Origin of the sequence: Micromonospora avicenniae (genome assembly GCF_900156065.1) — a bacterium.
Taxonomy (GTDB): Bacteria; Actinomycetota; Actinomycetes; order Mycobacteriales; family Micromonosporaceae; genus Micromonospora; species Micromonospora avicenniae.
The window spans coordinates 97,745-124,681 of sequence record NZ_FTNF01000016.1 but is presented as its reverse complement, the minus strand read 5'-3'; the positions used below and the strand labels follow the sequence as shown (position 1 = coordinate 124,681).

Below are 26,937 nucleotides of genomic sequence, written 5' to 3'. Positions count from 1 at the left end.
CCCGACCACCCGTTCAGCTTCGCGCTGAACCCTGCCCGGCGACGTGGGCGATCCGGCTCGCCCAGCCTCGGCCGGGCGGGTCCCAAACCTCACATCGGACGGCCGTGGCATCGCCACGGCCGGGGATTCCGTGCGGCCAAGGAGGGGCCCACGGTACCGCCGATCGGCGACATATCTGGACAAGAGGCGACCTGACATCGACGGGGGATGCCTGGCCCCGGCGTGCGCGCCTCGGACCTGGGAGAGAGGCATTGATGAACGGCTACTCACCCCCTGGCCGGCTCCCGGCGGGACGGCTCCGGAGATCGATCGCGGCCGTGGCCACGGCCGCCCTGGTGTGGCTGACCGCCGGACTGGTGGCGGTGCCGGCGAGCGCGAAGCCGGTCGACACGGAACGGTCCACCGCCCCGGCGGCGGCACAGCCCCGCCAGCTGCAGGCCCAGGTGCTCACCTGGACCGCCGGCGACAACTTCCTGGCCTACCGCTCCGCCCCCACCACCGCGGTGGCCGGGCCGGCGACGCTCGTCTTCGAGAACAGCGCCGCGACCGGCAACACCACCGGGATGCAGCACACCCTGACCTTCGACACCGGCAATCCGGCGTACAACAGCGACGTCGACGTGAACATCCTGGCCGACCCGAACGACGCCAACGGCGGTCGCTGGACCGTGGACGTGGTGCTCTCGCCGGGCACGTACCGGTACTTCTGCGCGATTCCCGGTCACGGCAACATGACCGGGCTGCTGGTCGTCACGGGCGACAGCTCGGACACCACGGCGCCGACCGTGACCGCCGAGGTGACCGGTGAGCAGGACGCGAACGGCGCGTACGTGGGCAGTGCCACCGTGAACCTGTCGGCGACGGACAGCGGCTCGGGCGTCGACAAGATCGAGTACTCGCTCGACGGCGGTCCCTACGGTGTCTACTCGGGGCCGGTGACGGTGAGCCAGCCCGGCGCGCACACGGTCGGCTACCGAGCCACCGACAACGCGGGCAACACCTCGGAGGTCGAGACCGCGTCGTTCACCGTGGCCGAACCCCAGTCGGATGACACCACCGCCCCCACCGCGACCGCGGCGGTCACCGGCCAGCAGGACGACGACGGCGCGTACGTGGGCAACGCCACGGTGACCGTGTCCGCGACCGACACCGAGTCGGGCGTGGATCGGATCGAGTACTCGCTCGACGGTGGTGAATACACCGAGTACACCGCGCCGGTGAGCGTCAACTCCGTCGGGCAGCACAAGGTCGACTACCGGGCCACCGACAAGGCCGGCAACACGTCGACGCCGCAGTCGGTGTCGTTCACCGTCGTCCCGCCCTCGGTCGAGGACACCACCGCACCGACCACGTCCGCCATGCTGCACGGTGAGCAGAACGGCGACGGCGCGTACCTGGGCAGCGTCATGGTGATGCTGTCGGCGACCGACGCCGAATCGGGCGTGGACACCATCGAGTACTCGCTCGACGGGCAGCCGTTCGCCGTCTACTCGGCGCCGGTCACGGTGGACCAGCCGGGCGCGCACACGGTCGGCTACCGGGCCACCGACAAGGCGGGCAACACCTCCGAGGTGAAGACCGAGTCGTTCACCGTGGCCGAGAGCGAGCCGGCCGACACCACGGCGCCCACCACGTCGGCGGCAGTCACCGGGCAGCAGGACGGCGACGGCGGGTACGTGGGCAGCGCCACGGTGACCGTGTCTGCGACGGACACCGAGTCCGGGGTCGACAAGATCGAGTACTCCCTCGACGGCGGCGCTTACGCCGTCTACTCCGCGCCGGTGAGCGTCAACACGGTGGGCCAGCACACGGTGGCCTACCGGGCGACCGACAAGGCCGGCAACACCTCTGCGGTGCAGTCGGTGTCGTTCACCGTGGTCGCGGCACCGCCGGCTGACACCACCGCGCCGACCACGTCCGCCGTGTTGCACGGTCAGAAGAACGCCGAGGGCGCGTTCGTCAGCAGCGCCACGGTGGTGGTGACGGCGAGCGACACCGGCTCGGGCGTAGACAGGATCGAGTACTCGCTCGACGGGCAGCCGTACGCCGTCTACTCGGCGCCGGTGACGGTGACCCAGCCGGGCGCGCACACGGTCGGCTACCGCGCTACCGACAAGGCGGGCAACACCTCGGCGGTGAAGACTGTCTCCTTCACGGTCGTCGCACCCCCGTCGGACGACACCACCGCGCCCATCGTGACCGCGTCGGTGACCGGCCAGGTCGACGACGAGGGCGCCTACCTCGGCAGCGCCAGCGTGACGCTGTTCGCCTTCGACGGCGGCTCCGGCGTGGACCGGATCGAGTACGCCCTCGACGGCGGCGAGTACGTCCGCTACACCGGTCCGGTCACCATCGACGAGCCGGGCGACCACACGCTCAGCTTCCGGGCGACCGACAAGGTCGGCAACACCTCCGGCACCGGCTCGCTCACCTTCACGGTGATCAGCAGCGGGTCCAGCTTCAACTGCCTGGTGCCCGACACCCGGCCGACGGTGTGGTTCGGCACCCTGGACAGTGGCGTACGCAACCGGCCGGTCCAGGACGAGTGCACGATCAACAACATCTTCGAGGGGCAGCGGACCTGGCTCGACCACGCCGAGTTCGTCGCGCACGTCAAGCTGGTGACCGACCATCTGGTCGACCTCGAGGTGATCACCCGCCAGGAGCGCACCCGGCTCATCGACGCCGCCCGCAGCTCTGGTGTGGGCAAGCCGGAGTCCAAGAGCGGATACCAGTCGCTGCTCGACTCCAGCAAGGCGTCGTTCAACCAGTGGGAGCACGTCGGCGGGGGCGGCTTCGTCCGTAACGCCGATGGATCGATCACCAGCAGGGCCGTACCGGGCATGGGGATGCTCTGGTTCCCCAAGCAGCAGTTCGGGGACTTCTCGCTGAAGCTGCAGTGGCGTGACGATGCGACCGGCGACGGCCGCGCCAACAGCGGAATCTTCGCCCGCTTCCCGCAGGTCCACGATCACCCGGACGAGTCCCGGCCCGAGTGGGTGGCCATCAAGTACGGCCACGAGCTGCAGATCTACGACCACCCCGACGGCGACCAGTACAAGTCCGGTTCGGTGTACGGCTTCGACGAGGTCGGGTTGTCCGGCGCGCGGGTCACGCCCAAGGGCACCTGGAACGACTACGAGATCCGGGTGGTCGGCCAGCACTGGTCGATCTTCCGCAACGGCGAGCTGATCAACGAGTACGTCAACACGCCGGACGCCGTCTTCAGCCCGCCCCGATCCGACGACCCGGGCGGGGCCGGACGGCAGAGCGCCAGCGGATACATCGGCCTGCAGAACCACAGCGAGGGTGACGTCATCAGCTTCCGGAACGTCCGGATCGCCCCGCTGACCCCGGCCTCCGCCGCCGGCAACTGAGCGAAGGGAACACCACCATGGCAAAGCAGAAGATCGACCGCCGGGCCCTCCTACGCGGCCTCGCCGGTTCGACGATCGCGGTCGGCGCGGCCAGCCTGACCGGAGCGCTTCCCGCCTCGGCGGGCGGCGGGGGCCGGCTGATCCCGCAGGGACACATGGGCATCCAGCTCTACAGCGTCCGGGACAAGATCAACGAGTTCGGGTTCGCGTACGTCTTCGACGAGCTGTCCCGGATCGGCTACCGGCAGGTGGAGTTCGCCGGCTACACCCAGGGCAACGTCGGCGCGATCACCCCGCAGCAGATCCGCCGGCTGCTCGACGACAACGGGCTCAAGGCGGTCGGCAGCCACCGCGGCCTGGGCGACTTCCGCAACAACCTCGAACAGGAGCTCGACATCGCCGAGATTCTCGGCATGCCGACCGTCGGCACCGCCGAGGCGCCCACCGGCGACCGCACCATCGCCGGCTACCAGAAGGCGGCGGAGGAGTTCAACACGTGGGGTGCCGCCGCGACCGCCCGCGGCCTCAAGCTCTACCAGCACAACCACACCATCGAGTTCAGCTTCGCCGTCGACCGGCCGGACGTCCGGCTGTACGACCTGTTCCTGGAGCTCACCGACCCGCGGTACGTGTACCTGGAGATGGACCTCCTGTGGGCGTTCGGGGGCGCCCGCAAGTACCCGGGCTTCCGGCCGGTCGACTACGTCAACGCCCACCCCGAACGGTTCCCGTTGTTCCACGTCAAGGACGGCGTCCCGCTGCCCGATCCGCAGCAGGGCAACTCCTACCTGGACGTGGAGTTCGGCGCCGGCGTCATCCCGTTCACCGAGTTCTTCACCGAGCTGAAGGACCGGGGCCAGTTCGAGTACCTGTGGGAGCAGGACACCGCGCCCAGCGCCCAACCGAACCCGCCCGGCTCGCTCGGCGCCGCCGAGCGCAGCTACCGGCGGATGCGGAACCTGCGGAGGGCCAAATGAGCGCCTCGGCCTGGCGGCTGACCGACGACGGTCCGGTGCCGGAATCCGGGCCGGAGCAGCCGGTCCGCTCCGGCTCCACCGCGCGCCGGATGCTGGTGGTCGCCGCGATCGTGGTGCTCAGCCTCGTCGGCGCGGGCGGATTCGCCGTCGCGGGCGGAGCCGCGGCCCTGCTTCCCGAACGGCCGGACGGCTGCGACCAGCCCGACCGCAGCGTCCAGCTGTACGCGGTGGAACTGCCGCGGGACGGCAACCAGATCCGGCTCGGCTACGGCCTCACCCCGGAGACGGCCTCCTACCCCGGCCCCACCATGGAGATGATCGAGGGGGAGTGCCTCGCCGTCACCCTGCACAACCAGGTGCCCGCCGAGACCCTGGAGCAGCTGCGCACCGACCCGACCCATCCGCTGGGTGTCTCCCTGCACGTGCACGGGGTGAAGTACACCCAGCTGTCCGACGGTACGACGCAGAGCTTCTCGTACGTCCCGCCCGGCCAGTCGCGCACCTACACCTGGTACGCCAAGAAGCGCGACCGCACCGCCGGGACTGCGGGGACGGCCGGCTACTGGTGGTACCACGACCACGTGGTGGGTGGCCCGCACGGCACAAAGGGCATCGGCTCCGGGCTCTTCGGCGGCCTGGTCGTGCGGCGACCGGGTGATCTGCGGCCGGACCGGACCTACATGACCGTCTTCGGTGACCAGCAGAGCATCAACCTGCGCCGCGGCGCGGCCGCCGACACCTGTGACCAGGAGAACCCGCAGCCGGGCCCGACCTGCATCGTCGCCAAGAAGGGGGAGCGGGTCGAGTTCATCGTCGTCGGCATCGGCAACGACATGCACACGTTCCACATCCACGGGCACTCCTGGGCGGACACCCGGACCGGGGTGGCGACCGGCACCAACGCCGAGGTCGATCAGATACCGACGGTCGACAACAAGACGCTCGGACCGGGCGACTCGTTCGGTGTCCAGATCGTCGCCGGCGACTCGGTCGGTCCAGGCCACTGGATGATCCACTGCCACATGCAGTTCCACTCGGACGCCGGCATGTACACGACCATGCACGTCCTGGACGAGAACGGCAACATGCCGCCCGGCGGCGACCACGACCACAGCGCGACCAGCAGCGGCGCGGCCTCGACCAGCAGCGGCACGGCTCCGGCGGGCAGCGGCGCCACGGTGCACCAGCACAAGTAACCGTCGACGGCGTGGGGTGGCCGCTGCCAGCGGGGCGGCCACCCCCACGCCCCGAACCCGTCAACGCAGGTCCGCCTCAACCTGAGAAGGAGTCGAGATGGCTCACAGACCTCTCTGGCGACGCGCCGGCGTACATCGCCGGCTCCTCGCCCTGGCCAGCGGCGCGGTGCTCGCGCTCGGCACGCTGGCCGTACCCGCCAGCGCCGCGGCGCCCACCGCGGCTCCCGCCGCCGCCGCGTCGGTGCGGGTGCTGGTCTTCCACGGTCCGGCCGCCAAGCAGGACGATCCGGTCGCCGGGGCCACCACCGCGATCAAGAAGCTGGGTCGGCAGAACGGCTTCACCGTCGACGTCGCCACCGATCCCAGCGTCTTCAACTTCGACAACCTCGCCCGCTACCGCGGCGTGGTGTTCCTGTCCGCGAACGGCGTGACGCTCAACGACGCCCAGGAGGCGGCCTTCCAGGCGTACGTCAAGGGCGGCGGCGGTTTCGTCGGCGTGCACGACGCGGTGCGCGCGCAGCCGGACTCCTCCTGGTTCACCGGCCTGCTCGGCACGCGTCCGGCGGCCGGTCTGCCCAACGCCGAGAAGCCGGTCTCGGCCGCGGCCAGCGGCGAGAACCCGCCGAGCGAGACCGCGGCGCAGGCGATCGACGGATCGACCAGCACCAAGTGGCTCGCCCGGACGCCGACCGGCTGGCTCTCGGCGACGCTCGCGGAGCCGGTGGTGGTGAGCCGGTACGCGCTGACCTCGGCCAACGACTTCCCGGGCCGGGACCCGAAGAACTGGACCCTGCAGGGCTCGCAGGACGGCAGCACCTGGACCGACCTGGACACCCGCGCCGACGAGACCTTCCCGCAGCGGTTCCAGACCAAGCAGTACACCTTCACCAACACCACCGCCTACCAGCACTACCGGCTCAACATCACCGCGAACAGCGGCGAGCCGCTGCTCCAGCTCGCCGAGCTGTGGCTCATCGGTCCGGACGCCGGGCCGACCCCGGACACCCAGGTGCAGGAGGCGGTGGTCGACTTCACCGACCGCCAGCACCCGGCCAACAAGGGGATGCCGCTGACCGTGAAGCGGTCCGACCAGTGGATCAACTGGGACCCGAGCCCGGTCGGCCGCGTGCACACCGTCGCCCAGGTCGAGGAGGGCACCTACAACCCCGGCCTCAGCGGCAACGGCGCGTTCCACCCGATCTCGTGGTGCCAGGACTACGACGGCGGCCGGTCGTTCTACACCGGCATGGGCCGCACGGCGGACAGCTGGAGCACCGACACGCGGTTCCAGAACCACCTGGTCGGGGCCATCAAGTGGACCGCCGGCATGGTGCGCGGCGACTGCCAGGCGACCATCGCCTCGAACTACCGCATCGAGCGACTGACCGCCACGAACCAGCCCGGGCAGCTCGACCAGATCGGTGAGCCGCACGGCCTGACCATCGCCCCGGACGGCAAGGTCTTCTACATCGGCAAGGCGGCCTGCGCCACCGGGCCGATCGCCAGCTGGGACGACCCCAACGTGGGTCTCGGCTGCGGCACGATCCACCAGTGGGATCCGAAGACCAAGCAGGTCAAGCTGCTCACCACGCTCGCCGTGATGGGCAACCGGGGCAGCGGCAGCGAGCTGGTCAAGAACGAGGAGGGCCTCGTCGGCATCACGCTGGACCCGAAGTTCGCGGAGAACGGCTGGGTCTACGTCTACTGGATGCCGCACGAGTCGATCGACCGTGACCGGCGCATCGGCAAGCGGACCGTCTCGCGGTTCACCTACGACGCCGCGAACCAGACGATCGACCAGGCCACCCGCAAGGACCTGTTGAGCTGGGACACGCAGATCCACAGCTGCTGCCACGCCGGTGGCGGCATGACCTTCGACGAGTCGGGCAACCTCTTCATCGGCGCCGGCGACAGCAACTCCTCCGGCGGCTCGGACGGCTACTCCGGCAACAACTGGACCCAGGACTACAAGGGTGTCTCGTTCCAGGACGCCCGCCGTACGGCCGGCAACACCAACGACCTCAACGGCAAGATCCTGCGGATCCACCCGGAGCCGGACGGCACCTACACCATCCCCGAGGGCAACCTGTTCACCGGCCAGGAGGAGGGTGGTGGCAAGACCCGCCCGGAGATCTACGTGATGGGCGTGCGCAACATCGCCCGGATCGCCTGGGACCCGGTCAACGACTGGCTGACGGCCGCGTGGGTCGGCCCGGACGCCGGCGGGCCGAACCCGGAGCTCGGCCCGGCCAAGTACGAGACCGCCACGATCATCAAGTCCGCGGGCAACCAGGGCTGGCCGTACTGCATGGGTAACCGGCAGCCGTACCGGGACCGCAGCAACACCGACGCGACAGTGCTCACCGGCTGGTACGACTGCGACCACCCGAAGAACGAGTCTCCGCGCAACACCGGTCTGGTCAACCTCCCACCGGTGCGGGACAACATGATCTGGTACTCGCCGCAGGGTGGCGGTCCGGTCTTCCCGGAGCGCACCGACGGCAGCGGCCTGCCGACGTACGAGCCCGGCGACGAAACCTTCACCGAGCCGTACCTCAAGGGCGGCGGCCAGGCCATCATGGACGGCCCGACCTACCAGCGGGAGAACGTCGACACCACCAGCGGAGTGGCGTGGCCGGAGTACTGGGACGACAAGTGGTTCATCGGTGACCAGTCGAACGCCAGCAACCGCATCGCGGTGACCGTCGACAAGAGCAAGGTCGACAGCCATGGCCCGCCGGCGTTCGCCGAGGACCTGCGCGCCATCATCCGGTCCGGCAGCGGTGGCAACCAGTTGCAGTCCTGGATGGACGCGAAGTTCGGACCGGACGGCGCCCTGTACATGCTCGACTACGCGGGTGGGTTCTTCAGCCTGCACTCGAACCAGAAGCTGATCCGGATCGCCTACACCGGTGGACCGGCCACGCCGAACCCGAGTGACGCGGGTGCCCGAGCCGTCTCGCAGAGCGACCCGCTGAACGTCCAGTTCTCCAGCGCCAAGGTCGGCGGCGTGGCCTGGGAGTGGAACTTCGGCGACGGCAGCCCGGTGTCACGCGAGGCGAACCCCACCCACCGGTACGCGGACTACGGCACCTTCAACGTCACCCTCAAGGTGACCTACGCCAACGGGGAGGTGGCGGTCTCGGTCCTGCCGGTCAACGTCGGCTGCGCGGCACCCGACGCCCGGTCGACCGTACGGATGCTCGACACCGACACCGGAGTCCCCAACTACGCGGTCGGCGGCGGGTGCACCGTCAACGACCTGATCGACGACGAGCGCAACTGGGGCAACCACGCCCAGTTCGTCGGTCACGTCGAGGACGTGACCGCGCGACTGCTCGCCGACGGTGAGATCGACAAGCAGGACGCCAACCGGTTGAACCGGGCGGCCCGGAACTCGGAGGTCGGCAACACCGCCGGCTACCAGGCAATCTTCGACGGGACCGCGCAGTCCCTCGTCGACTGGCGGCAGGCGCCGAGCGGATCGTTCTCGCTGCGCACCGACGGTTCGATCCGCAGCTCCGGCGGCCTGGGCATGCTCTGGTACGCGGGGAAGGAGTTCGCAGACTTCTCCGTCCGAGTGAAGTTCCGGGACGTCTCACCGGCCGGCTCGTACGCCAACACCGGCCTCTTCACCCGGTTCCCGGATCCGCGCCTGCCGGTCGAGCAGCGCCCGGAGTGCGGCAAGGTCGGTTCGGCCGCCGGTTCGCAGGCCTGGGTGGCGATCTACTGCGGCCACGAGATCCAGATCTACGACGGACCGACCGGTGAGCCGCAGAAGACCGGTTCGATCTACAACTTCGACCCGGTCCCGCTCGACCAGGCGAGGGTGACCCCGAAGGGCCAGTGGAACGACTACGAGGTCCGGGTCGTCGGCCAGCACTACACGATCATCCGGAACGGCGTGGTGATCAACGAGTTCGACAACACCCCGGGCAAGAACTCGTCGCGAGCGGGTGATCCGCCCACGGACCTGCGGCAGTTCCTCAGCGGGTTCATCGGATTGCAGAACCACAGCAACAACGACCTGACCGAGTTCCGTGACGTGAGGGTCCGCGAGCTGTAACCCCGGAGCGTGCCGGGTACGGGGGACCCACCCTCCGTACCCGGCACTGCTGTGCGCACCGGCGAGCCGGCCCGGCGACCGGTAACGGTGGGCGGCGACGTCGGTCAGGCCTTGCGCGCCGTACGCCGGTTGCCGAACGACTCCATGGTGGTCGCCTTCTTCGCCGGCGCCCGGGTGGCGGACGTGGTCCGGGCGCGCGCCGGCGCCTTCTTCGCGGCCTTCTTCGCGGCCGCTCTCGTGGCCGGCGCCTTCTTCGGCGGCGTGTTCTTCGCGGCGGCCGCCTTCGCCGTCGGCCTGCGCGTGGGCGTCGCGGTGGTGGCGGAGGTGTCCTTCTTCCGCGCGACACGGGCGGTGGTCGCCGTGGGCTTCTCGCCGGGTGACTTCGCCAGGCTCGCGCCGGTCGCCCGCTTCGTGGCGGTGGCGGCCTTCTTCGCCGCCGCCTTCCGGTTCATCGGCGCCTTCTTCGCGCCGGTGGCCTTCCGGGCCCCGGTCGGGCGGCTGCCCGGCGGGACGGCACTCCTGCCTGCGGTCATCCTCGCTCCTCCTCAGGTCTGCCCCGGGTTCCCCGGTTCCACCGAACGTCGGCCGCGACGGGTCCCATCGGCGTGATCGGCCGGGTCGGCCGGGTCTTCCCGCGACCCGAGCGGGCAAACGCGACAGCGGCGTTCTGATCGTTCCCGGCGATCGGGTCCGACTCGGGCCGGAACCGACCACACGAGCGCCACGGACCGGCAACCACACGAGCGCCACCGGCAGCAACGAGGGGCGAAGGGGCCTTGGTCCGGGCCGTGCCAGAGACGGGGCAGCTCGACAGCGACGGGTACCCGTCTCCACGCCCGGGCACGGCAACTCCGCAACGGTGTTTTCCGGCGCGGGCGTGGGCGGGTGCGTCGACGTCGGCCGCGACGCCGCCGGCACCCGGGACGGCGAACGTTCAGCGTTACGATGCCGACGTGACGGATGTCGATGCGCCGATCGCGGTCGACGCGGTCTGGCAGCAGCAGGGGGTCTGGTCCCGGGCGGCCGGGCGTGCGCAGCGCCGCATCGTCCAGGGACGGCGGGCGGTCGCCGGGTTGACCATCGTGGCGGCTGCCGGCGGCACCGCCGCGGCGCAGCTGGGCGGGGTTCAGGCCGGCGTGGGCCGTGCGCTCGCGGTGCTCGCTGGTGTGGCGCTGGCCTTGGTACCGGTGGCAGCCCGGTCGACCAGTCGGGAGGCGGTGCAGGCGTGGACGAGGCTGCGGTCGGTGTCCGAGGCGCTCAAGGCCGACGTCTACCGCTACCTGGCCCGGGTGGCGCCGTTCTCGGGGGAGGAGCGTGACGTCGTACTGCTACGCCGGCTCGACGCCCTGCTCGACGACGCCGGTGATCTGGTCGGGCTGACGGTGGACCTGCCGCTCGTCCGTCGACCGCTGCCCGCAGTGACGGGCGTGGACTCGTACCTGACGCACCGCCTGGCACAGCAGGTGGAGGCGTACTACCTCCCGGGTGCGCGGCGGATGGCCCGTCGGGCGGCCCGGATCCGGACGGCGACCAACGTCCTGACCATCGCGGGGGCCATCCTGTCCGGTGTGGTCGGCGTACTCGGTGACGGCCTCGGGCTGGCCTCGTGGGTGGGTGTGGTCGCCACGGTGACCACGGCGCTGGTGGGCTACGGTGCGGCCCAGCAGTTCGAGGCCCACCAGCTGGAGTACGCCCGCACGGCGGACCAGTTGTCGCGGCTCGGGCGGTCGCGGCGCGACGGGGTCGGCTGGACCGACGACGACGCGTTCGTGGCCGAGACGGAGCGGATCATCTCACTGTCCAACGAGGCGTGGATGGCGCGGACCATCGAGGAGGACGGCACCGCGCACCGCTGAGATTCGTTGTCCGCTGGCCTGATGTCGACGGTCCCAGCGAGGGATTGACAGATCATGTTGTGACGCTGAGGATGATCTCGGATCACCGACCGCCACCGAATCATCACCATCCTGTGACGCTGCCGCACTTCGGCGATGCGCGGCGTCCACCCGGCGGCCGGTTCCCTCACCACTGTTCCGTTCACTGTCGTGCGCCCGGCCACCGCAACGGCCGCGCGCGACCCGTCGTGGAGCCGCGTACCCCGGGCGTGCCCCTCGGCCATCACCTTCGGCCACCGGCCGACCGAAAAGCCAGAAGGGCAGAGAAAAATGTCGTATCCCCTGTCCCCGCGGTGGAGACGCCGCCTTCCCGTACCGACGGTCCTGGCCGCGGCGACGGCGGCCCTGCTGCTGGTGAGCCCGGCGTCGGCGACCACGCCGCAGGCCGCCGCGCCTGCCGAGGCCGACCCGATCGCGGGCCAGCAGGCGAGCGTCGTCGAGGTGCTGCTCGACGGCACCGCGGAGCTGGACGCGCTCGTCGCCACGGGCGTCGACCTCGACCACGGCGTCGAACGTACGGAGAACGGCGTCGTCGCGCGCGCGGTGATCACCCCGAGCGAGGCGGACCGGCTGACCGCGGCTGGTTTCACGCTCGGGGATGTGCTGTACCGGCCTGAGGACGCGCGTGCCCGCGTGGCCGAGCGTGAGGCGACCATCGCCGAGCACAGGGCGGAGAACCGCGAGTTCGCCGCCGCCACGGCCGGCCAGACCGCGTCCGACGTCTCCGACGTCAAGATCATCCGTGCCGACTACTACACGTCCGGGACCAGCCAGATCCTCTCGGTCGAGGCGAAGTGGGCGCAGGGTCAGACCGCGACGAACACGCTCACCGTCGAACGGGACAGTGGGCCGGGCACCGCCATCGGCTCCGGTGGCATCCAGACCATCTCCCGTTTCGTGGACGCGGGGGTCTACCTCTACCACCGGGGCGCCGCGACGGTGACCAGCCGTCCGGAGTACATCCGGATCACCAGCCCGACCGGCGACGTCGCCGTCGCGAAGGTGAGCGAGTGGCTGCCCACGCCGGGGACCGACCCGGAGGGACCGGGCTACGAGAAGGACTTCGTCACGAGCTACCTGACGCCGACCGAGCTGTACTCGCGGATCCACCAGCTCGCCGCCGAGTTCCCCGACCTGGCCGAGGTCGTCGAGCTGCCGTACAAGACCAACGGCTACCGGCGGCACGCCCAGGCGGTGCTCGGCACGGCCAACGCCAGCCGGGTCGCCGTGGACTCGCTCGCCTGGGGGCACCAGGGCGGCAACGACATCTCCGTCGAGCTGGTCGACCCCGGCGCCGGCAACGCGGCGCTCGGCGTGACGGTCACCGGCAAGCACGTCCGGGTCAGCCTCGGCACCAGCGGTTCGGGTGCGGTGACCAGCACCGCGTCCCAGGTCGTCGCCGCGCTCAACAGCAGCGCCGGAACGCTGCTGCGGGCGTACACCTATCGGGGTAGCGCCGGCGACGGCGTGGTCGCGCCGGCTCCGCGGACCCAGCTCACCGACGACCTGAGCGCCCCGGCCTCGGTCTCCCGCGACCCGCACCCGGTGTACGCGATCCGGATCGGCAAGCACCGCGACGGTTCGAAGACGGGTGTGCTCGCGTACGCCCAGGAGCACGCCCGCGAGTGGGTGCCGCCGCTGGTCAGCGTCGAGACCGCCGAGCGGCTGCTGCGCAACTACGCCCACGACGGCAGGACCAAGCAGCTGCTGAACAACCTGGACATCTGGATCGCCCCGTCGATCAACCCGGACGGCGGGCACTACTCGTTCTACGACTTCAACTCCCAGCGCAAGAACATGACCAACCACTGCCCGTTGACCGGGGCGGCCGACTTCCTCGGCCGTGACTCGTGGGGCGTGGACAACAACCGCAACTACACCGAGTACAGCCTCTTCGACGGCTACTCGGGTGCCTCGTCGAGCTGCACCAGCGGCACGTACGCCGGCCCGAGCGAACTCTCCGAGCCGGAGAACCGCAACCTCGACTGGCTGGCCTCCCAGCCGAACATCAAGTTCTCGATGAACCTGCACTCGTCCGGTAACTACTTCATGTGGTCGCCGGGCGCGTACGCCCTGCCGGACCGGACGTCGGCGCCGCGGCCGTCGCTCGCCGACGAGTCGTTCTTCTGGGGCGCCTCCTCGCGGATCCTCACCGCGATCAAGCAGCACCGCAACATGGCGGTCACTCCGGCCCGTACCGGCCCGATCTCCGACGTGCTCTACTCGGCGGCGGGCAACTCCGGCGACATGCTCTGGTACAAGTACGGCATCTACGCCTGGAACTTCGAGGTCGGCACCTCCTTCCAACCGGAGTGGGAGGAGGCGCACGCCGAGACGATGGAGTTCTCCAACGGCCTGGTCGAGCTCATGCGCGTCGCGCGGGACTTCGAAGCGGACAAGAAGCGGCCGACGAGCACGTTGACCGTCGCGCCGAGTTCGAGCCCGGGCATGGTGAACGTGACGTTCGACGTCTCCGAGCCGGCGGCGGTCTTCTACACCCTCGACGGTGCCGCGCCGACGTACGAGTCCACGCTCTACGGTTCCGCGGGCATCCGGGAGGGCGGTGAGACGTTGACCGTGCCGGCCGGCACCCAGGTCAACTGGTTCTCCGTCGACGCCGCCGGCAACGTGGAGAACAACTACCGGCCGGACGGCAACGGCAAGAACTACCGCAAGGGTCAGGCGGTCCCGCCGACCAGCTGACCGGCAAACCTCATGACGACGGCCGCGGTGCTCTCTCGGGCACCGCGGCCGTCGTCCGCCTGGCCACCGGGGTCAGGCGAGGCGGGGGCGTCAACGTCCGCGACCACCGCACCTTCGGCTGGCACCACCCACCGTGCTTCCGCACCCCTGCGTGAGCGACCGAGCCGAACGTATTTCCAGACTGGCCTGCCACAGATGACGTTTGGGTTTCAGCTGTTCCCCAAGATCACTTCTGGGATTAGCTTGGAGATCAAATTCCGTCCCCGTTGGTGGGGACCGGTGTCAGGTCCAGTAAGGAGCAAGATGCTCAGAAGAACACGGTGGCTGGTGGCTGTCGCCGCGACGGCGACGGCACTGGGCGCAGTGCCAGGCGGACCGGCGTCAGCCGAGCCGGGCAACGCCGTCCCAGTGGGCGCGGCGGGCGCCAAGGTCGGCGGGGCGACACACACGATCACGTTGCTGACCGGTGACGTGGTGACCGTACGAAGCAGCGGCCCCGGCTGCCCGCAGGCATCGGTGCAGCCGGCGAAGCCGGACGCGGTGTTCCACCAGTCGTGTGGCCCGGACGGACATCTGCACGTCATCCCCGCGAGTGTCGCGTCCAAGGTCGGCGCGGTCCTCGACCCGGATCTGTTCGACGTGACCACGCTGATCGCCGAGGGCTTCGACGACGAGAGCACCCCGGCGCTGCCGCTGATCGTGCAGCCGGCAGTGCAGGCGGCGCGGGTGGCCGCGCTGGCCGACGTGCAGCAGCTGCCGCTCATCGGGGCGGTCGCCGGTCACGTACCGAAGAAGAGCGACGCGACCGCGAAGCTGGCGACGAACTCGTTGCTGGCCGGGGCGAAGAAGGTGTGGCTGGACCGGAAGGTCCGGGCAACCGGGCTCGCCACCAGCGCCGCGCCGATCGCCGCCGCGCCGAAGGCCGGCAAGCCCGGCGGCAGTGACCTCGACTGGAATCTGGACCAGATCTCCGCGCCCGACGCGTGGAAGTCCGGTTACACGGGCAAGGGTGTCCGGGTCGCGGTGCTCGACACGGGTGCGGACTTCACCCACCCGGACCTGGCCGGGCGCGTGGTGGACAAGGCCGACTTCACGGTCGAGGGCGGCGACGCCGTCGACCACAACGGGCACGGTACGCACACCGCGTCCACGATCGCCGGCACCGGCGCCGCCGCGCACGGGGATCGGCGTGGTGTGGCCCCGGACGCGAACCTGGTCATCGGGAAGGTCCTCGACGACAACGGCTTCGGCGACGACTCGCAGATCATCAAGGCGGTCGAGTGGGCGGCGGAGCGGGCCGACGTCATCAACATGAGCCTCGGCGGTGAGGCCCCGGACGACGGCAACGACCCGCTCGCACTGGCCGTCGACGCCGCCAGCCGCAAGACCGGTGCCCTGTTCGTGGTCTCCTCCGGCAACAGCGGTGGCCCGATCTCCGCGCCGGGATCGGCGTCGACGGCCCTGACCGTCGGCGCGGTCGACCGCAACGGCAAGCTGGCGGCGTTCTCCAGCCGGGGACCGCTGGTGGACACGTCGGTGGCCAAGCCGGAGCTCGTGGCGCCGGGTGTCGACATCGTGGCCGCCCGGGCGGCCGGTACGAACCTGCAGGACCCGATCGACCAGTACTACGAGGGCTCCACAGGTACCTCGATGGCCGCCCCGCACGTGGCCGGCGCCGCGGCGCTGCTGGCCCAGCGGCACCCGGACTGGAAGGCCGACCGGCTCAAGGCGGCGCTCGTCGGCGCGGCCGACCCGATGACCGGTGTCGACCCGTACGCCGTCGGCGCCGGCCGGCTCAACGCTGAGCGGGCGCTCTCCGGCCCGACCAGCGACCAGCCGACGGTCGACCTCGGCACGTTCAGCTACCCGCAGTCGGGCACCGAGACGGCGACGCTGACCTGGACCGGCGACAGCACGCCGGCCACCGTCAACCTCGACCTCGACGTCACCGCCGTGAACCACGACGGAACCGCTGCGCCGCGCGGTGCGGTCACCCTGACCACGAGCAAGGTGAAGGTCAAGCGGGGCTCCACCGCCAGCACCACGCTGCGGATCAACCGTGCCGCGCTGGCCGCGAGCCCGGGCTACTACCTCGCCACCGTCACGGCCCGGGTCTCCGGACACGAGCCGGTGGCCACCACGCCGGTCAGCTTCTACGTCGAGCCGCGGAGCTTCGACCTGACGGTGAACACCAAGCCGATGGCCGGTACCGCTGAGGGCGCGGAGAACTGGGCCGGCGTCCTGGTGACCAACCTCGACGACCCGCTCATCTCCGCCGGCGGCGCGTTCATCGAACAGGGCGAGTCGGTGACGGTGCGGGTCGCGGCGGGCCGCTACGCGATCACCGGCGGATACAGCTCGTACGACCCGGCGACCGACGCACAGCAGGGCGCGTACGTCGGCGACACCGACGTGGCGATCAACGGTGACCGGAGCATCACCCTCGACCCGGCGACGGCCCGGCCGGTGACCGCGGTCGTCGACGGGGCGCCCACCACGCCGCTCCTCGCCTCGTTCATCTACCAGCAGACCACGAAGAACGGCCAGTCCTGGTGGAACAGCGTCACCGGCCTCGGCGGTGGGGCGAAGGTCTCGGTGTCGCCGCTGCGTGAGCCCAGCATCGGGTCGCTGCGGGCGTACTCCGCCTTCTTCCTCCAGTCGCCGAAGGGCACGGCGGACCCGTACGCCTACGACCTCGCCCACGAGTACACCGGCGGCGTTCCGGCCGACCCGACGTACCGGGTGAGCAAGGCCGAGCAGGCCGAGCTCGCGCGCGTCGACGAACGGTTCAACCAGATGGACTCGCCGGAGATGTACACCTCGCTGCGGCGTGCCATGTTCGCGCCCGACGGGGTGTACCTCACCCAGCTCCGCAACTTCGACCTGCCGGCGAACCGCACCTCCTACCTCTCGCCGGGCTACTTCTACATGGACGAGGCCGTCTACGGTGGCCTGCCCGCGCAGGAGCAGGCGCGCAGCTACCAGCCCGGTAGCCGGGATTCGAAGATCTGGGCGCGGCAGCCGCTGCACTCCGACTGGGTCGACGGGATCGTGAACAAGGGGGACGCGCTTCCGTGCGCCACCGCACCCTCGCGGACGCGGGGCAACCTGCACCTCGATCTGGTCATGATGACCGACCAGCACGGTCGGTCGGACTGCCTCCAGGGCGGCGGCATCGGCCTGAAGCGGAAGATGTCGCTCTACCGCGACGGCAAGCTGGTCGAGGAGCGCGACGCCTCGCGGGCCGACTTCACGGTGCCGCAGCAGGCGGCGGACTACCGGGTGACCTTCGACCTCGACACGAGCCTGATCCTGCCCATCTCGACGAAGGTCAACACGTCCTGGACGTTCCGCTCCGCCGGTCCGTCCGGCACGGGAAGCGTGCCGTTGCCGCTGCTCGCGGTCGACTACGCGCTGCCGATGGACGCCGGGAACCACCTCGTCGGTGGCACCGGCGAGTTCACTGTCCGGCAGACCCAGGGTGTGCCGGCGCAGAAGGTGACCTCCTTCCAGGTGTGGACGTCGACCGACGACGGCAAGACCTGGCAGGTCGCCCGGGCGACCCGGCACGACGACGCCTACAACGTCGAGCTGCCGTCGCCGGCGGCGGGTCAGGCCGTCTCGCTGCGGGTGAAGGCCGACGCCAGTGGCGGTAGTGGCATCGACCAGACGATCATCCGGGCCTACAAGGCCGACTGACCGTCTCGCGCGGACAGTGCGGCCCCGGCACATCGTGCCGGGGCCGCACTGTCGTTCCGGTCGGTCGATCGTTCCGGCGTACGGTCAGCGCTTGCCGCACGAGGCGAGCACGCCGACCACACCGACCCCGGTGGGCTTCAGCGGCAACCGGGTCGACGCCGCGGGGCACTTCGGGACGGTGAGGTCGTAGACGCCGCGGCCGAACGTCGCCGCGGTCAGCTGCCGGCTGTTCTCGTGGTAGCGCAGGTACATCACGGCGGCCTGCGGCAGGTTCCGGCCCAGCGCCGCCCAATCGCCGCCGTTCCACGCCGACATGAACACCCCGACGTCGGTGCCGACCAGCAGGAGCCCGTCGGCGGTCGGAGCGACGAAGTTCACCGGCGCGTCCGGCAGGCCCTGGCCGATGTCCTGCCAAGTCCGACCACCGTCGCGGGTGATCATCACGTGGGACCGGTCGCTGCCGGAACGGAAGCCGGAGAACGTGGCGTACGCGATGTTCTCGTCGGTCGGGTGTACCGCCACCCGGGTCACCCAGGTGCCGGGCAGCTGTCCCGGATCCACCCGGTGCCAGCTGCCACCGAGGTCGTCGGTCCACCACAGCCGGCCGTCGTCGGTGCCGACGTACAGCTTGTTCCCGTCGGTGGGTGCCGCGGCGATGGTGGTGACGGTGCCCCACGGGTAGCCGGACGGGTCGTTGGGGCCGCCGCCGGTCAGGTCGGGGCTGATCGGCGTCCAGGTGCGGCCGTTGTCGGTGGAACGGTTGACGATGTTGCCGGCGTAGTACATGACGTTCGGGTCGCTGGGGTCGAACTGCAGCGGCGTGAGCCAGTTACGCCGGTCGGAGGTCGTCTGCCCGGTCCCGATGTTCTGACGCGGCGCGGCGCCGGAGTTCTCCGAGCGGTAGCAGGAGCCGTACTGGCTGCACCCGAAGACGATGTTCGGCTGCTCCGGGTGGATGATCACCTGGAGGCCGTCACCGCAGCCGATGGCGCTCCACGGGCCGCCGACGCCGGTGTAGCCGCGGTTGCAGCCGTTGTCCTGCGCGCCACCCACCTTCAGCACCGGGTCGGTCTCGGCTACGTCGACCGTGTAGAACTGCGTGTACGGCTCGTAGGTGGACTTCACCCAGCCGCTCGCGCCGTTGGCCTGCGACCGGTAGAAGCCGCCGTCGTTGCCGAGGTAGACCCGGCCGGGCACCTTCGGATCCCAGCGCATCGTGTGCTGGTCGGCGTGCACCCCACCCACCGAGGAGAAGCTCTGCGCGCCGTTGGTGGAGCGCATCAGGTTCACGCCGGTCAGGAAGACGTGGTCGGCGTCGCTGGGGTCGACGAAGAGCTTCCCGAACCACCAGCTGAAGGTGGACTGGGACGCCTGGCCGGCGGTCACCGGCGTCTGCGTCCAACTGTCGCCACCGTCGTCGGAGCGGAAGAAGGCGCGGAACGGGCCGAGCGCGGTGCCGACGTACGCGTAGAGCCGCTGCGGGTCGTTCGGCGCGAGTGCGAGGCCCCAGCGTCCCTGGTCGGCGTCGGTGGGCAGGCCGTTGGTCATCCGTTGCCAGTTCCGGCCACCGTCGTCGGATCGCCAGAGGCTGGAGCCGGGGCCACCGTACGTGCGCTGGTGCGGCTCGCGCAGGTGGTCCCACATCGCCGCGTACACCCGGCGTGGGTTGCTCGGGTCGATGACGACCTCGGTCGCGCCGGTGGTGGGGTTCGGCGGCGCGAGTGCCCGACGCCAGCTCTGCCCGCCGTCCTCGGACAGGTAGACGCCCCGCTCGCCGCCGGGTACGAAGAGGTTGCCGGCGGCGGCGGCGAAGATGCGGTCCTCGTTGCTGGGGTCGATGGCGAAGCGGGCGATGGCGTGGCTGTCCTTCAGGCCGACGTGCCGCCAGGTCTTGCCACGGTCGGTGGAGCGGTAGATGCCGTCGCCGCCGAAGGTGATCGAACCCCCGCCGGGCTGGGCCTCGCCGGTCCCGGCGAGCAGGACGCCTTGGCTCGTCATCGCGACCGCGCCCATGCTCTGCGTCCAGCCGTCGGGCCAGGCCGTCTCGAACGTGGCACCGGCGTCGCTGGAGCGCCAGACGCCGCCGGAGGCGGCGGCGATGAAGACCTGGTCGGGCACTTGCGGGTCGACGGCGATGTCGACGACCCGGCCGCCGATGTTGCTCGGCCCGAAGAAGTTCCACTTCCGCTCGGCCAGGTGGCGGTACGCCGTGCGGGTGTGCCCGGCGATCCGGTCGGCCTCGCCGCGGGCGCTGGCGTACTTGGCGGTGGAGAGCTCGGTGCTGCCGTCGCTCATCCGCTGCGCCGTCATCCACTCGTCGGGTAGTTCCATCGGTCCGGTGGGGGTGCTGGTGGCCAGCGACACCTCTTCGAGGGGCCGAGGTGTCGAGGACGCGGTCAGTGCGACCGTGGCCAGCAGCGCGACCGCCGCGGTCATCGTGAGGCTGCGAGATCTTCGGAATCTTCGGACGAGCGTGAGCTTCATGCGGTGTCTCCCTGTCCACGCGTCGTGACGACCGGGAAAGCGGTCTCCAACGAGCCACGGTAGACAGTCGAGTGACCTGGGTCACCAAGCATCTGTCGCCGAATGACGCTCTCCGCTTAGGACAGCTGTCGATGCTGATCTCCGACGTTGCTGTTAGACGTATACGTCTATAGGTCAGGTCCGTGCCCTTGGACGCCGGCCTTGGTGACGTGCCGTGATTGTCGCCCCGCCCGGCCGCCACCCGCCCCGCCTCCTTTGCTCTGCACCCGCGGACGCGCCAGTCACGCTCCGCTATCGAAGTCGAGAGCGGGACTCATCGTGTCCTCTCGGCAATTGGCAGCTCAGCGCCGTGGTGCGTATTGGGGTGCAGAGCAAAAGGGTGCGAGGTGGGATCCCGGGCCGGGTCGGTCCGGGTAACCGAGCGTGACACCACCACGGTTGCGCAGAGTGACGAGGAGTCGCGTGACCACTCGGCGGCCGGGGGGCAATGGTTCGATCCGGGGGCAACACCCCAATGTAGACATCCGATATAGTGACCGCGTGAGGTCGACGCTCCCGTTGGTGGGGCGTCCCGCACGCCGCTACTACCAACTCATCGCCGAAGGCGCCACCGGCGCCCGGCAGGCCCTCGCCGAGCTGCGCGCCCTGAACCCGCGGCCGGTCCGGGGTGACGCCGAGCCGACGGGCGCACCGGCGTGGTGACCCGGCGGCTCGCCGAACTCCTGCTGGACGCGGCTGCCCGGCGCTGGCCGGTGGAGCTGCGCGACGATCTGCGCCGGGAGTGGCGCGCCGAGCTGCACGTCCTCGCCACGGATCGGCGGCGACTGCGGATGCTGCGCTTCGCGGCGAGCCTCGCGCTGCACAGGACCGACGGGCCGCTCGCGGGCCGGCGGCCGGTACGCGGGCCGATCGGCCGCACCGCCGCCGCGTTGCTGCTCGCCCCACTGGGTGCTGTGGCGATCGTGGTGATCAGCGCGATCGTGATGAACGTCGTGGTCGGCCAGTTCCTGCTCACCGCCGTCGGTTGGTGGACGCAGGCGCAGCTGCCGCTGTGGACGGCGATGACGGCCGGGCTGGCGGTTGTCCTGGCCCGGTTCGCTGCCAGGTGGGGCCGCCGGTCCGCACTGACCGGGCCGCTGCGCACGGCGCTCGGCATCATGCTTCCGGTCGGCGTCGTCATCGTCGGCATCGAGTACGCGATGAGTGTCGAAGGGTTGGTCCGCGCCACGCCCGGCCTGCTGGGCTGGCTGACCTTCCTGACCCTCGTCCTCTGGGGCGCGGCCGCGCTCGCCGGCCGGGGCCGGGTCCGCGCGGCGTGGTGGTTCGGCATCGTCGGTGCGCTCGTCGCCGCCGATCTGGCCGTCGTCCTCACCGTGGTGAACCAGTTCCCCGCCGACCCGGGCACGATCGTCGACGGCATGCCGCAGTACGACACCGTCGATCGGGTGTCCGCGCCGCTCTGGATCCTCGCCACCTGGACCGACTGGTCGTTCGGTCTGCCCAGGCCGACGCCGTGGGAGATTTTCCTGATCACGGACGTGGTGGTGACCGAGGCCGTCCTCTACCTGGCGATCACTCCGTACGCGCTCGCGTACGTGATCAGTGCCGGGCGGTCCGCCCGGGTCGAACCGGACGCCGCTCTTCCGCCGCGGGAGTCGATCGCCTGACGGCGGCAGCGGCCCGGTCGGTGGCGCTCAACGGCTCTGGAACTCGGGCAGGCCCGCGTCGTCCGAGTCGGGCCCCACCACGGCGGTCAGCGTCGTGCCGTCGGCGCAGAGGGCGGTGGCACGCAGGTACGTCCGCCGCTGCTGCGCCCGCATCAGCACCTCGGTCTCGAAGATCTCGTCCTCGGCGCGCAGCAGGTCGATGTCGCCGCGTTGCTCGTAGTGGGCGCGGACGTCAAGCGGTGTCATCCGGACGGTGGCCTCGACGGTCGTGAGCGCGCCCTGTTCGACGACCGAGGTCACCCGCGCGTCCTCGGGCAGGAGCAGGCCGGTGACGGGGGTGTCCACCTCGGCGTCGGCGTCCAGCGGCACCCGGTCACAGCTGGGCAGGTTCGCCAGCATGTCCGCTCCTCGGCCGGCGGCCCGCTGCCCCGAGCCGGAGTCGGTGCCGCAGGAGGCGAGCAGCAGCGGGACGGTGACGACGACGGCTAGCATCCGGAGTCTCACCGCCGCAGCATGGCACGCTCAGCGCAGTACCCGCCACCGTCGTACGACGAGCAGCAGCGCGGTGATGACGATCGCGGTGACCACCATGAGGACGCTCGTGATCAGCGCCCCATACGCGAATCCGGAGAACTCGAACGCCTGGTCGAAGATGTAGACCGGCAGGTAGAGGGTGGCGTTGCTGGGTCGGCCGTCGGTGAGGACGTAGGCGGGCACGAAGTTGACCTGCAACGTCAGGATCGTGTCGCGCACGGCGAGCAGCAGCAGAACCGGCGCGAGCAGCGGCAGGGTGAGCCGGCGCAACTGGCCGAACGGGCCGCAGCCCTCCAGCGCCGCCGCCTCGTAGAGGCGGCCGTCCAGCATCCGCCGGGCGGCGAGGACGACGAGGAAGCCCTCACCGATGGGGAACATCAGCATCAGCGCCACGCCGACCCGTGCCGTGCCGGGGTCCGAGAGCCAGGTGAAACCGGAGTGCCCGAAGAGGCCGAGCAGTTGGTTCAGCGGGCCGTAGAGCGGGTTGAGCACCCAGAGGAAGAGCACCGCGAGGGCCACGTCCGGCACGACCGTCGGCAGGTATACGGCGACCCGGAACCAGCGTCCGCCCGGTCGCGGCGCGGCGAGCAGCAGGCCCAGTCCGACGGCGGCGAGCAGCCGCAGCGGTACGGCCAGCGCCAGGTGGATCGCAGACGCCCGTACGCTGTCCAGCAGGAACCCGTCGTCGAGCATCCGGCGGACGTTGGAGAGACCGACGAACTGCGGGTCGCGAGTGAGTCCGGTGTGGTCGGTGAACGCGTAGCCGAGGTTGAGCAGGGCCGGCACCGCGATCAGGAGCCCGACCGCCACCGCGTACGGGGCGAGGAACGCCCACGCGGTCAGTGGCTTCCGGCCGCGATCCGAGGTCACCTCCGCCGTCCCGTCTCGGCGTCGAAATGGTGCACACGATCAGGGTTTGGCCGCAGTCGTACCGTCTCGCCGGGCCGCGCGCCGCAGCGCGGTCCGGCGCGTACCGTCAGCCGCGTACCGTCGGCGCCACGGGTCAGCAGGATGCTCTCGCTGCCGAGCGCCTCCACCACGTCGACGGTCACCTCGATCGACCCGTCGACGTCGAGCGTCAGGTCCTCCGGACGGATGCCGAGGATCAGGCCGCGGGAGCCGCCGAGCACAGCGCCGCCGGGCACCAGGTTCATCGGTGGGCTGCCCAGGAAGCCGGCGACGAACATGTCGGCCGGCTCGTCGTACACCTGCTGGGGTGGCCCGACCTGGCGGATCCGGCCGCGGTCGAGGACGGCGACCCGGTCGCCGAGGGTCATGGCCTCCGCCTGGTCGTGGGTGACGTGGACGGTGGTGGTGCCGAGGTCCCGGTGCAGCGCGAGCAGGTCGGCGCGGGTGGCGAAACGTAGCGGCGCGTCGAGGCTGGCCAGCGGCTCGTCGAGCAGGTACACGGTGGGCTCGCGTAACAGGGCGCGGGCCAGGGCGATCCGTTGGCGTTGTCCCCCGGAGGTCTGGTCGGGGTAGCGGTCGAGCAGGTCGCCGATGCCCAGTCGTTCAGCCGCGGAGCGGGCCCTGCGATCGGCCTCGTCACGGCGGACCCGGCGTACCCGCAGTCCGAACAGCAGGTTGCCGAGGACGGTGAGATGCGGGTACAGCGCGAAGTCCTGGAAGACCATCGCGACGGCCCGCCGGTGCGGCGGGACCTGGGAGACGTCCTGTCCGTCAACGAGGATCCGGCCGCCGTCGGGACGGTCGAGCCCCGCGATCAGCCGCAGGATGGTGGACTTGCCGGAGCCGGACGGGCCGACGAGGGTCATCATCTCCCCGGCCCGTACCTCCAGGTCGACGTCGTCGAGGGCGACCACTCGTCCGTACGATCTGGTCAGCGACTCGAGCCGGATGGCGCCGTGCTCACCCACCCGCGCCCACCGGCAGGTTGAAGAGCGGGTTGATCTTCTCCTCCAGGGTCCGCAGCCCCTCCTCGCGGTCGACCCGGCCGTAGAAGACCTCCTCGAGCAGGGCGCCCGCCTCCCGTTCGACGCGGGACCAGGTGCCGGTGCGGGGGGTGGCGCGCAGGTGCGGTTCGGCGTCGAGGTAGACCCGGGACGACCGCGGTGGCTCCTGCGGGTCGAGGAAGGTGGGGGAGTTGGCCACGTCGAGGCGGGACGGCACGGTACGGCCGGAGCCCGCGAGGATCTGCTGCCCTTGCTCACCCATCGCGAACTCGATGAACCGCCACGCCCGGTCGTGGTCGGGCGCGCCGGCACTCATGCAGTAGGCGTCGCTGTGCAGGATCGACGCGGGCACCCCGCCGGGCGCGACCGGCAGCGGCGCCGCGTCCCAGGTGAAGCCGTCGATGGTACGCAGCGTGGGTACGGCGACCCGGCTGTTGAGGTACATGCCGAGCGTGCCGCGCAGGAACCGGGCTTCACTCGACTCGCTCTGCTCCTCGGCGTCAGGCGGTACGACGTGGTGCTTCAGTTGCAGGTCGAGGAACCAGTCGACGGCCTTGCGGGCGGCCGGGTTCCCGGTGAGGGTCAGCGCGGTCGGCCGGGCCGGGTCGTCGACGAGGTCGCCGCGGTTGGACCAGACGAACGGCGCGAGCCGGGGGATGGACGGCTCGACGCCGACGCCGTACCTCCCGTCGCCGGTGAGGGCGCGGGCCGCGGCGAGGAAGTCGTCCCAGGTCCAGCCCGCCTTCGGTAGCGGCACGCCGGCCTTGGCGAAGAGGTCGGCGTTGTAGTAGACGACGAGCGAGGACATGTTCTGCGGCAGGCAGGTCAGGGCCTTCCCGTCGTAGCGGAAGGCGTCCAGCGCCCGCGGGCTGAAGTCGCTCTCCTTGAGGGTGGTGCTGCGGTCGAGGTACGACTGGGCCGGCTCGATCGCCTGCTGGGCGGCGAACTGGCCGTACCGGCGGTAGTTCAGCAGGAACACGTCGGGTGGTTGGCCGCCGGCGAACGAGGTGGTCAGCCGGGCCATCAGTTCGTCCTGGGTGGCGACCGGGGAGAGCGTGACGGGGACGTCGGGGTTGGTTTCGGCGAACGCGTCGATCATGCTCCGGTAACCGGCGATCTCCTCGGCGTCGCCGAAGAGCACGACGGTGATCCCGTCGTCGTCGGTTGCTTCGCCGCCGCTGTCGCAGGCGGTGACGCCGAGCAGCAGAGCGGCGGTGACCAGGGCGGCGTACCGTCGGAATCGGCTCACCTACGACCTCCAGATCTGAGTGCGGCCAGCGGATCGTCGTTCAGCAGGATCCGCTGGGCCAGCAGGAACACCACCACGCACGGCGCGGTCGCCACGACGCAACCGGCCATCAGCAGCGGCCAGTCGGTCGGGTTCAGCAGCCGCAGGAACTGCAGGCCCAGCGGGTACGTGTAGCGGTCGCCGCTGTGCAGGTACAGCAGCGGGTCGATCAGGTTGGACCAGTGGAACGTGAAGGCGAGCACGGCCACCGCGAGCGTCGCCGGACGCACCTGCGGCAGCGCCACGCGCCGCCAGATCGTCAACCAGCCGGCCCCTTCGAGCCGGGCGGCGCCGAGCTGGCTGTCCGGTACGCCGCCGAACGCCCACGCGTACAGCAGCACGAGGAACGGGCTGCCGGCGAGTAGCGCCGGGGCGAGCAGCGGCACGTACGTGTCGACGACGCCGGCGAGCCGGAACAGTTCGAAGCGGGTGGCCCAGACGGCGGTGACCGGTACGAGCAGCACCGCCAGCAGGCCGAGAACGGCGCGGCGACGGGCGGTCGGGGTGAGCAGTCGTAGCCCGAAGCCGGTCAGCGACGCGACGACCACGGTCACCGGTACGGCGATCGCGACGACCAGCGCCGAGTTCGCCAGGTAACGGAACAGGGGGATCAGCTCCGGCAGCCGGGCGTACGCGGCCAGGCTCGGGTCCGGCGGCAGCAACTCCAGCGTTCGCGGCGGTGGCTCTCCGGCGGGCCGGAGCGAGCCGGCCACCATGAACCACAGCGGAGCGGCGAAGAGTGTCGCGAACAGTGCCGGCACCACGAACCGCCCGATGAATCGGGGAATCACGGTGCCTTCGGGCCGCACGTCCCGCCCTTCTCGCCGATCGGCGTGCCTCGTTCGGGTCCCGCCGACGGTGGCCCTGCCGGGCCGGCCGTTCGGCGTGCTGCTGCGGCCGAACCTATGGCCGTACGCCGTTTGCGTCATCGGGCACCTGTTGGAATCAGGGGCCGGGTGGTCCTACGCCTGTTGCAGGCCGGCTGCCCGGAGATGTGGGGACGGCGTGGCGGCGGCCGGTCACGGTCCGTAGCGAACGTCTACGACAGACGTAGGAGGTGAAGACGATCAACTCCCGCACCTGTCCGATGACCGGTCCCGGCTGGATTTCTAGGGTTCGATGCAGCCGCACCGGCGGC

Annotated in this window: 16 protein-coding genes; 10 read left to right on the top strand and 6 right to left on the bottom strand. The window is 70.7% G+C overall.

The annotated features are described in order from the left end of the window. The first annotated feature begins 254 nt into the window (after positions 1 to 254). From BXA10_RS22585 to BXA10_RS22550, 8 genes are all read left to right on the top strand, one after another. The gene (locus BXA10_RS22585) at positions 255 to 3,377 is read left to right on the top strand and encodes an OmpL47-type beta-barrel domain-containing protein (protein WP_084753160.1); all 3,123 of its coding nucleotides are present in this window, start codon (positions 255 to 257) and stop codon (positions 3,375 to 3,377) included. 17 nt (positions 3,378 to 3,394) lie between these two features. After that, positions 3,395 to 4,354, top strand: a complete 960-nt coding sequence (locus BXA10_RS22580; protein WP_076472803.1) for a sugar phosphate isomerase/epimerase family protein — start codon at positions 3,395 to 3,397, stop codon at positions 4,352 to 4,354. After that, entirely contained in the window at positions 4,351 to 5,550 is a 1,200-nt protein-coding gene (locus BXA10_RS22575) for a multicopper oxidase domain-containing protein (RefSeq protein ID WP_139338090.1), read from the top strand. Before BXA10_RS22580 ends, BXA10_RS22575 begins: the two co-directional genes overlap by 4 nt. Before the next feature lie 97 nt (positions 5,551 to 5,647). Next, positions 5,648 to 9,616 carry a ThuA domain-containing protein gene (locus BXA10_RS22570; protein ID WP_076472802.1) on the top strand — a complete coding sequence of 1,323 codons (3,969 nt, stop codon included), beginning with the start codon at positions 5,648 to 5,650 and terminating at the stop codon, positions 9,614 to 9,616. A 51-nt stretch (positions 9,617 to 9,667) separates the two neighbouring features. Next, positions 9,668 to 10,225: a hypothetical protein gene (locus BXA10_RS22565; protein ID WP_076472801.1), complete on the top strand. Its 558-nt coding sequence runs from the start codon at positions 9,668 to 9,670 to the stop codon at positions 10,223 to 10,225. Positions 10,226 to 10,569: 344 nt separating this feature from the next. Continuing rightward, positions 10,570 to 11,472: a DUF4231 domain-containing protein gene (locus BXA10_RS22560; protein WP_076472800.1), complete on the top strand. Its 903-nt coding sequence runs from the start codon at positions 10,570 to 10,572 to the stop codon at positions 11,470 to 11,472. A gap of 309 nt (positions 11,473 to 11,781) precedes the next feature. Further along, on the top strand, positions 11,782 to 14,214 hold the full coding sequence (locus BXA10_RS22555) for a M14 family metallopeptidase (protein WP_076472799.1): 2,433 nt from the start codon (positions 11,782 to 11,784) through the stop codon (positions 14,212 to 14,214). A 303-nt stretch (positions 14,215 to 14,517) separates the two neighbouring features. Beyond that, on the top strand, positions 14,518 to 17,913 hold the full coding sequence (locus tag BXA10_RS22550; protein WP_139338089.1) for a S8 family serine peptidase: 3,396 nt from the start codon (positions 14,518 to 14,520) through the stop codon (positions 17,911 to 17,913). A gap of 84 nt (positions 17,914 to 17,997) precedes the next feature. Here the strand turns inward: BXA10_RS22550 and BXA10_RS22545 are convergent, their stop codons facing one another. Beyond that, on the bottom strand, positions 17,998 to 20,349 hold the full coding sequence (locus BXA10_RS22545; RefSeq protein WP_076472798.1) for a WD40/YVTN/BNR-like repeat-containing protein: 2,352 nt from the start codon (positions 20,347 to 20,349) through the stop codon (positions 17,998 to 18,000). A 588-nt stretch (positions 20,350 to 20,937) separates the two neighbouring features. On the opposite strand from BXA10_RS22545, the gene BXA10_RS31615 reads away from it, so the two are divergent. Together BXA10_RS31615 and BXA10_RS22540 are read left to right on the top strand one after the other, a co-directional pair. Then, positions 20,938 to 21,099, top strand: coding sequence for a hypothetical protein (locus BXA10_RS31615; RefSeq protein ID WP_175649276.1), 162 nt, complete (start codon positions 20,938 to 20,940; stop codon positions 21,097 to 21,099). Continuing rightward, a complete protein-coding gene (locus BXA10_RS22540; protein ID WP_245828373.1) occupies positions 21,093 to 22,064 on the top strand; it encodes a hypothetical protein in 972 nt (323 codons plus the stop codon). The genes BXA10_RS31615 and BXA10_RS22540 overlap by 7 nt, the downstream gene beginning before the upstream one ends. A gap of 27 nt (positions 22,065 to 22,091) precedes the next feature. Here the strand turns inward: BXA10_RS22540 and BXA10_RS22535 are convergent, their stop codons facing one another. Genes BXA10_RS22535 through BXA10_RS22515 form a run of 5 tightly spaced genes read right to left on the bottom strand, consistent with a single transcriptional unit; the run spans position 22,092 to position 26,590 of the window. Further along, complete coding sequence (locus BXA10_RS22535; RefSeq protein WP_139338088.1) at positions 22,092 to 22,568, bottom strand: hypothetical protein; 477 nt, start codon at positions 22,566 to 22,568, stop codon at positions 22,092 to 22,094. 18 nt (positions 22,569 to 22,586) lie between these two features. Beyond that, positions 22,587 to 23,468: a carbohydrate ABC transporter permease gene (locus tag BXA10_RS22530; protein WP_084753159.1), complete on the bottom strand. Its 882-nt coding sequence runs from the start codon at positions 23,466 to 23,468 to the stop codon at positions 22,587 to 22,589. Next, positions 23,465 to 24,475, bottom strand: coding sequence for an ABC transporter ATP-binding protein (locus tag BXA10_RS22525; RefSeq protein WP_076472796.1), 1,011 nt, complete (start codon positions 24,473 to 24,475; stop codon positions 23,465 to 23,467). Before BXA10_RS22525 ends, BXA10_RS22530 begins: the two co-directional genes overlap by 4 nt. Continuing rightward, on the bottom strand, positions 24,468 to 25,760 hold the full coding sequence (locus BXA10_RS22520; protein ID WP_076472795.1) for an ABC transporter substrate-binding protein: 1,293 nt from the start codon (positions 25,758 to 25,760) through the stop codon (positions 24,468 to 24,470). The genes BXA10_RS22525 and BXA10_RS22520 overlap by 8 nt, the downstream gene beginning before the upstream one ends. Further along, the gene (locus tag BXA10_RS22515; RefSeq protein ID WP_175649275.1) at positions 25,757 to 26,590 is read right to left on the bottom strand and encodes a carbohydrate ABC transporter permease; all 834 of its coding nucleotides are present in this window, start codon (positions 26,588 to 26,590) and stop codon (positions 25,757 to 25,759) included. The genes BXA10_RS22520 and BXA10_RS22515 overlap by 4 nt, the downstream gene beginning before the upstream one ends. Positions 26,591 to 26,937: the final 347 nt, after the last annotated feature.

What these genes read in the sequence shown, in the direction of transcription:
- BXA10_RS22555 (WP_076472799.1), top strand. Translation starts at nt 11,782, where the DNA reads ATGTCGTATCCCCTGTCCCCGCGGTGGAGACGCCGCCTTCCCGTACCG.
- BXA10_RS22580 (WP_076472803.1), top strand. Translation starts at nt 3,395, where the DNA reads ATGGCAAAGCAGAAGATCGACCGCCGGGCCCTCCTACGCGGCCTCGCC.
- BXA10_RS22545 (WP_076472798.1), bottom strand. Translation starts at nt 20,349, where the DNA reads ATGACCGCGGCGGTCGCGCTGCTGGCCACGGTCGCACTGACCGCGTCC.
- BXA10_RS22550 (WP_139338089.1), top strand. Translation starts at nt 14,518, where the DNA reads ATGCTCAGAAGAACACGGTGGCTGGTGGCTGTCGCCGCGACGGCGACG.
- BXA10_RS22575 (WP_139338090.1), top strand. Translation starts at nt 4,351, where the DNA reads ATGAGCGCCTCGGCCTGGCGGCTGACCGACGACGGTCCGGTGCCGGAA.
- BXA10_RS22570 (WP_076472802.1), top strand. Translation starts at nt 5,648, where the DNA reads ATGGCTCACAGACCTCTCTGGCGACGCGCCGGCGTACATCGCCGGCTC.
- BXA10_RS22585 (WP_084753160.1), top strand. Translation starts at nt 255, where the DNA reads ATGAACGGCTACTCACCCCCTGGCCGGCTCCCGGCGGGACGGCTCCGG.